This is a genomic window from Streptomyces sp. NPDC093064, from assembly GCF_044754605.1.
GTDB lineage: Bacteria > Actinomycetota > Actinomycetes > Streptomycetales > Streptomycetaceae > Streptomyces.
Genome location: NZ_JBIVPK010000037.1, coordinates 68,892 through 75,074 on the forward strand (window position 1 = coordinate 68,892; position 6,183 = coordinate 75,074).

Here is a 6,183-nt window from a genome sequence, read left to right on the forward strand (position 1 = left end):
GCCGGCACGCCCTACGGGGCGCGGTAGTAGCCGCCGTTGTCCGGGTACTGCGGGTTCTGGTCGTAGTCGCCCTGCTGCTCGCCGTAGGACTGCTGCGGGTACGGCTGCTGCTGCGGGTACGGCTGCTGCTGCGGGTACGGCTGCGCGTACTGCTGGCCGTAGCCGTACTGCTGCTCCTGCTGCGGGGCGTGGTTCCGGTCGCCGTACTGGTGCGGCGGCTCGATGCGGCGCAGGCGGGTCGTGGCGTCGTCCATGACCGGCTGCTGGAACTGCTGCTGGTACGGGGCGGCGGGCTGCTGGTCGGGGGTGGCCGGCTCCTCGGGGGCGTTCTTGGCCTTGGAGCGGGCGCGCAGGAACTCGATGATGATCGGGACCACCGAGACGAGGACGATCAGGATGAGGATCGCCTCGATGTTGTTCTTGACGAAGCCGATGTTGCCCAGCCAGGAGCCGAGGAGCGTCACACCCGCGCCCCACAGCACACCGCCGATGATGTTGAAGACCAGGAACGAGCGGTACCGCATGCCGCTGACGCCCGCGATGATCGGCGTGAACGTGCGCACGATGGGCACGAAACGGGCCAGGATCAGGGACTTCGGGCCGTACTTCTCGAAGAACTCGTGCGCCTTGGTGACGTTCTCCTGCTTGAACAGGCGCGAGTCGGGCCGGTTGAAGAGCGACGGCCCGACCTTCTTGCCGAACATGTAGCCTGCCTGGTCGCCCAGGATCGCGGCGAGGCAGATCAGGCCGATGGCACCCCACAGCGGGAAGTCCAGCTGCTTGGACGTGATCAGCAGACCGCAGGTGAACAGCAGCGAGTCACCCGGCAGGAAGAAGCCGATGAGCAGACCCGACTCGGCGAAGACAATGAGGAGCAGGCCCCAGATGCCGAACGAGTTGAGCAGGTGGTTCGGATCCAGCCAACTCGGGCCGAGGGCAAGCGTCGTCACGGTTCCGGACTCCTGAGGGGGATGGGGTGTACGGCGTCGAGGTGTCGAGGCGGGGCCTCGTACGGTGCCGCACAAAGCTACCAACGCAAGGTATACGCCCGAGGTTCCACGGGTGCCCGGGGGATGGCGCTGCGCGGTCCGCTCACGCCAAGCTGTGCGCCATGAACATCGATGAATTCGGCGGCGGCCAGGAGCCCCAGCCGGACGTGCTGGTCGTGACGACGAACGACGTACCCGGCCACCGGGTGGAGAAGGTCATCGGCGAGGTCTTCGGGCTGACGGTCCGCTCCCGGCATCTGGGCAGCCAGATCGGAGCGGGTCTGAAGTCGATGATCGGCGGTGAGCTGAAGGGGCTCACCAAGACGCTGGTGCAGACCCGCAACCAGGCCATGGAGCGGCTCGTCGAGCAGGCACGCGCGCGGGGCGCCAACGCGGTACTGGCCTTCCGCTTCGACGTGACCGAGGCGGCGGACGTCGGCACGGAGGTGTGCGCCTACGGCACGGCCGTGGTCGTGGCCCGGGAGTGACCGGCCGGGGGCCCGGGTGCCGGGACCCGGGCCCCCGGGCCCCTACGCGGTGTGCCGCTCGGCGTTGGCGAGGATCGCCTCGCGCAGGTACGCGGCCAGGCCCGGCCGGATCTTCTCGTAGGTCGCGGTGAAGCGCGGGTCGGCGACGTACATCTGCGCCAGGCAGGTGTGCATCTCGTGCCCGCAGTCGTAGTAGCTGCCGGAGATGAACCGGCGGTGCTCCTCGGCCACGTCCATGGCGGCCTCGGAGCCGGCCGGCGTGCCCGCGTCGAGCAGCGCCGCCATGCGCCGGTGGATCGCGTCCTGCTCCTCGGTGAGCCGCTTCCAGTCCTCCTTGGTGTACGAGGCGGTACGGCGCTGGGACTGCCGGTAGGCCTCGGTGTCGCCCCAGCGCTGCCGGACCTCGTCGGTGTACTGCTCGGGATCGTGGTCGCCGAAGACCTCGAACCGCTCCTCCGGCGTGAGATCGATGCCCATCCTGCGTGCCTCCATGGCCTTCTCCACGGCCGCGGCCATCTTCTTCAGCTTCTCGATCCGGGCGGTCAGCAGCTCGTGCCGGCGGCGCAGGTGCGCGCCGGGGTTCGCCTCCGGGTCGTCGAGCAGGGCCGCGACCTCCTCGAGCGGGAAGCCGAGCTCCCGGTAGAACAGGATCTGCTGCAACCGGTCGAGATCCGCGTCGCCGTAGCGCCGGTGACCCGCGTGGCTGCGCTCGCCCGGGACGAGCAGGCCGATGTCGTCGTAGTGGTGCAAGGTGCGCACCGTCACTCCGGCGAATCCGGCGACCTGTCCCACGGAGTAGCTCACTTCCGCTCCTTTCTCGGTACGCGGTCCACGGTGGCTCCTCACGCCACGTGAGGTGCAAGCGTGTTTCACTCCGGATGTTGTGCCGCTTTCGTCCGCTTATCGTGAGCCCGTGGCCCAGGACACCGCACAGCAGGCACCGACCGCTCCGGCGACCCCGGCCCGCGCACTGCTGCCGCTGCTCCTGCCCGCACTGGCCGTCGGGGTCGGCTCCAGTCTGCTGTTCCTGCTGGTGAGCGGGCTGGCGGAGCAGTTACAGGCGGTTTTGTGGGAGAGCCTGCCCGATGCCCTGGGCATCGGGCGCTACTCGGTGGTGTGGATGCTGGTCGTGCTCACCGCGACCGGTGTCCTGGTGGGGCTCGTGGTGTGGAGGGCACCGGGGCATGCAGGCCCGGACCCGGTGACGCTGGGCCTGACGACCGCCCCGGTGGCGCCGGGCGTGCTGCCGGGGCTGCTGGTGGCCGCCATGCTGATGCTGGCCGGCGGGCCGAGCCTCGGCCCCGAGAACCCCATCATCATGGCGAACGTGGCACTGGCGTTCGTGCTGGGCCGCCGGCTGCTGCCCCGGCTGCCGGGCACGCTGTGGCCGGGGCTGGCGGAGGCGGCGACGATCGGCGCCCTGTTCGGCACCCCGGTGGCCGCCGCGCTCGTCATCTCCGAGGCGCTGGCCGGGCGGCCGCCGAAGGGGGCGCTGTGGGACAGCCTCTTCGCGCCGCTGGCCGCCGGGACCGCGGGCGCCATGACGACCGCGCTGGTCTCCCGCCCCACCTTCGACCTGGGCCTTCCTCCCCTCGGCCGGCCGCACGGGGGCGACCTCCTGGCAGCGCTGGTGATCGCCTCCGCGGCCGCGCTGCTCGGCCTGCTCGCCGTGTACGCCTTCCCGTACGTCCACCGCGCCTTCTCCCGGCTCGGGCACCCGATGCTGGCGCTTCCCGCCGGTGGGCTCGTCCTCGGCCTGCTGGCGGCGCTGGGCGGTCCCCTCACGCTCTTCAAGGGGCTGTCGGAGGTCGCGGAGCTGACCCGCGACCCCGGCGCCTGGACGGTGGGGCAGTTCGCGACCATGACCGTGGTGAAACTGGCCGCGCTGCTCGTCGCCGCGTCCTGCGGGTTCCGCGGCGGGCGGATCTTCCCGTCCGTGTTCGTCGGCGCCGCGTTCGGGCTGACCGCGCACGCCCTCGTGCCCGCCGTGCCCGAGTCGCTCGGCGTGGCGGCGGGCGTACTGGGCATGCTCCTGGCCGTCACCCGGCAGGGCTGGGTGAGCCTGTTCACGGCCGCGGTCCTCGTGTCCTCTCCGACCATCCTCGCCCTGCTGTGCGCCGCCTCGCTGCCGGCCTGGCTGCTGGTGACCGGCAGGCCGCTGATGCAGCTCGGGAAGGACGGTAAGGCGATCCGCTGACCGGCCCTCGCGCCCCGCGCACACGACGACTCCCTCGACTCCGCTCCCCCGCTCCCGGCCCCTGGAACGCATCGCCCCCAAAACCCATCGATCGCCTCGATCCCGTCGATCCCGTAGGAGACAGCCCATGCCGCTGCACCAAGGACCCGAGAAGCCCGACGAGCGCCCCCTGTCCGTCAACCCCTTCTACGGGGAGGCGAATCCGGCCGTCGAGATGGCCGAGGCACCGCCCAAGCACCGGCTCGCCGACGCGCCCCTACCGCCCTCGACGGCGTACCAGCTCGTGCACGACGAGCTGATGCTGGACGGCAACTCCCGGCTGAACCTGGCCACGTTCGTCTCGACCTGGATGGAGCCGCAGGCCGGTGTCCTGATGAACGAGTGCCGCGACAAGAACATGATCGACAAGGACGAGTACCCGCGCACCGCCGAACTGGAGCGGCGGTGTGTGGCGATGCTCGCCGACCTGTGGAACGCGCCGGATCCCTCGGCCGCCGTGGGCTGTTCGACGACCGGGTCGAGCGAGGCGTGCATGCTCGCCGGGATGGCGCTCAAGCGGCGTTGGGCGCAGCGCAACGCCGACCGCTACCCCGGGCGGGACGCGCGCCCGAACCTCGTCATGGGCGTCAACGTCCAGGTGTGCTGGGAGAAGTTCTGCAACTTCTGGGAGGTCGAGGCCCGCCAGGTGCCCATGGAGGGCGACCGCTACCACCTCGACCCGCGGGCCGCCGCCGAGCTGTGCGACGAGAACACCATCGGGGTCGTCGGCATCCTGGGCTCCACCTTCGACGGCTCCTACGAGCCGATCGCCGACCTGTGCGCGGCCCTGGACGCCCTCCAGGAGCGCACGGGACTGGACATCCCGGTGCACGTCGACGGCGCCTCGGGCGGCATGATCGCGCCCTTCCTCGACGAGGACCTGGTCTGGGACTTCCGGCTCCCGCGGGTGGCCTCGATCAACACCTCGGGGCACAAGTACGGACTGGTGTACCCGGGCGTCGGCTGGGCACTGTGGCGGGATCAGGAGGCGCTGCCCGAGGAGCTGGTCTTCCGGGTCAACTACCTGGGCGGCGACATGCCGACCTTCGCGCTGAACTTCTCCCGGCCCGGCGCGCAGGTGGTCGCCCAGTACTACTCGTTCCTGCGGCTGGGCCGCGAGGGCTACCGGATGGTGCAGCAGAGCACCCGGGACGTGGCCCGCCACCTCGCCGAACGGATCGAGGCGCTCGGCGACTTCCGGCTGCTGACCCGCGGCGACCAGTTGCCGGTGTTCGCCTTCACCACGGCGCCGGAGGTGCAGGCCTTCGACGTGTTCGACGTCTCCCGGCGGCTGCGCGAGAACGGCTGGCTGGTGCCCGCGTACACCTTCCCGCCGAACCGGGAGGACCTGTCCGTCCTGCGCGTGGTCTGCCGCAACGGGTTCTCGGCGGACCTCGCCGAGCTGTTCCTCGAGGACCTGAGGCGTCTGCTGCCCGAAGTGCGCCGCCAGCCGCACCCGCTGATCCGGGACAAGAACGCGGCCACCGGCTTCCACCACTAGGTCCTGTCGTTTGGATCATGCCTGGCTCAGCGGTCGTCCTCCGGATGGCGCTCGCCCGTCGAGTACGGGTTGCGCTCGCCCTCGGCCAGGACGCCGACGAACGGCTCGCCCTCGCCGGCGAAGGTGTAGGCGCCGCGTTCCAGGCGGCCGATCAGTCCTCGGGTCCACGCGGCGTCGGAGTCGGCCGTGTGGACCCACAGGTTCATGATCTCGCCGATGTGGCCGAGCTGTTCGGGGCCGTCCTCGGGGACGTAGTGCTCGGTGACGGACGACCGCCACTGCTCGATCCGCCGGATCCGCTCCTGGAGCAGGGCGATCGCCTCGTCCCTGGGCAGGTCCACGAGGAAGCCGATGGCCGCGGACTGGACGTCCGCCTTCTGGCCGTAGGAGACCAGGGCCTCCCGCAGCAGCCGGAAGAACTCCTCGGTGCCGGCGTCGGTGATCTCGTACTCCGTGCGGGGCGGGCCGCCGGCCGTGGACGGGGCGGTCTCGTGCGCGTGCAGCAGCCCTTGCCCGGCCATCTGCTTCAGGGCGTGGTAGATCGAGCCGGGCTTGGCGTTGGACCACTCGTGCGCGCCCCAGTACTCCAGGTCGCCCCGCACCTGGTAACCGTGGGCCCGCCCGTGCTGGCGGACGGCGCCCAGCACGAGGAGACGGATCGCTGACATGGGCTCCAGGTTAGGGCTAGTGCTGTGACCGGAAAGGTTTGCCGGAAAGCTCGCGGCGTCCGGTGCGGTACATCGCAAGGCGGAGCATCGCCCGCGTACTGGACGTACTCGGGTGATGCGACAACGCGGCGGGGGGTCCCCCCTGCTCGAAGAGCTTGGGGGAGCCGTGCCGGGCGTCGCGAGCCGGTGAACCTTTCCGGTCGCAGCGCTAGTAGTACTTCGTTAGGTTGGCTGGCGTGGGTGGTGTTCTGGCGGAGCTGAAGCGGGGATGCCGCGGTGGCAGGTGGGGCATGTGCCGGTC

At 70.7% G+C, this 6,183-nt stretch carries 6 protein-coding genes; 3 read left to right on the forward strand and 3 right to left on the reverse strand.

Annotated elements, in window-relative coordinates:
- Window positions 1-11 precede the first annotated feature (11 nt).
- Window positions 12-950, reverse strand: coding sequence for a DedA family protein (locus ACIQFZ_RS31805; protein ID WP_402692825.1), 939 nt, complete (start codon window positions 948-950; stop codon window positions 12-14).
- Between the two features lie 161 nt (window positions 951-1,111).
- On the opposite strand from ACIQFZ_RS31805, the gene ACIQFZ_RS31810 reads away from it, so the two are divergent.
- A complete protein-coding gene (locus ACIQFZ_RS31810) occupies window positions 1,112-1,477 on the forward strand; it encodes a YbjQ family protein (RefSeq protein ID WP_365425834.1) in 366 nt (121 codons plus the stop codon).
- A gap of 42 nt (window positions 1,478-1,519) precedes the next feature.
- On the opposite strand, the gene ACIQFZ_RS31815 is transcribed toward ACIQFZ_RS31810, so the two are convergent.
- Window positions 1,520-2,281 (reverse strand): MerR family transcriptional regulator, encoded by a 762-nt coding sequence (locus tag ACIQFZ_RS31815; protein ID WP_402692826.1) that lies wholly within the window; start codon window positions 2,279-2,281, stop codon window positions 1,520-1,522.
- Between the two features lie 109 nt (window positions 2,282-2,390).
- On the opposite strand from ACIQFZ_RS31815, the gene ACIQFZ_RS31820 reads away from it, so the two are divergent.
- Together ACIQFZ_RS31820 and ACIQFZ_RS31825 are read left to right on the forward strand one after the other, a co-directional pair.
- Entirely contained in the window at window positions 2,391-3,674 is a 1,284-nt protein-coding gene (locus ACIQFZ_RS31820; protein ID WP_365774551.1) for an ion channel protein, read from the forward strand.
- A 127-nt stretch (window positions 3,675-3,801) separates the two neighbouring features.
- Window positions 3,802-5,214 (forward strand): glutamate decarboxylase, encoded by a 1,413-nt coding sequence (locus ACIQFZ_RS31825; RefSeq protein ID WP_376652380.1) that lies wholly within the window; start codon window positions 3,802-3,804, stop codon window positions 5,212-5,214.
- Between the two features lie 26 nt (window positions 5,215-5,240).
- Here the strand turns inward: ACIQFZ_RS31825 and ACIQFZ_RS31830 are convergent, their stop codons facing one another.
- Window positions 5,241-5,882 (reverse strand): PadR family transcriptional regulator, encoded by a 642-nt coding sequence (locus ACIQFZ_RS31830; RefSeq protein WP_402692827.1) that lies wholly within the window; start codon window positions 5,880-5,882, stop codon window positions 5,241-5,243.
- Window positions 5,883-6,183: the final 301 nt, after the last annotated feature.

What these genes read in the sequence shown, in the direction of transcription:
- ACIQFZ_RS31810 (WP_365425834.1), top strand. Translation starts at nt 1,112, where the DNA reads ATGAACATCGATGAATTCGGCGGCGGCCAGGAGCCCCAGCCGGACGTG.
- ACIQFZ_RS31825 (WP_376652380.1), top strand. Translation starts at nt 3,802, where the DNA reads ATGCCGCTGCACCAAGGACCCGAGAAGCCCGACGAGCGCCCCCTGTCC.
- ACIQFZ_RS31830 (WP_402692827.1), bottom strand. Translation starts at nt 5,882, where the DNA reads ATGTCAGCGATCCGTCTCCTCGTGCTGGGCGCCGTCCGCCAGCACGGG.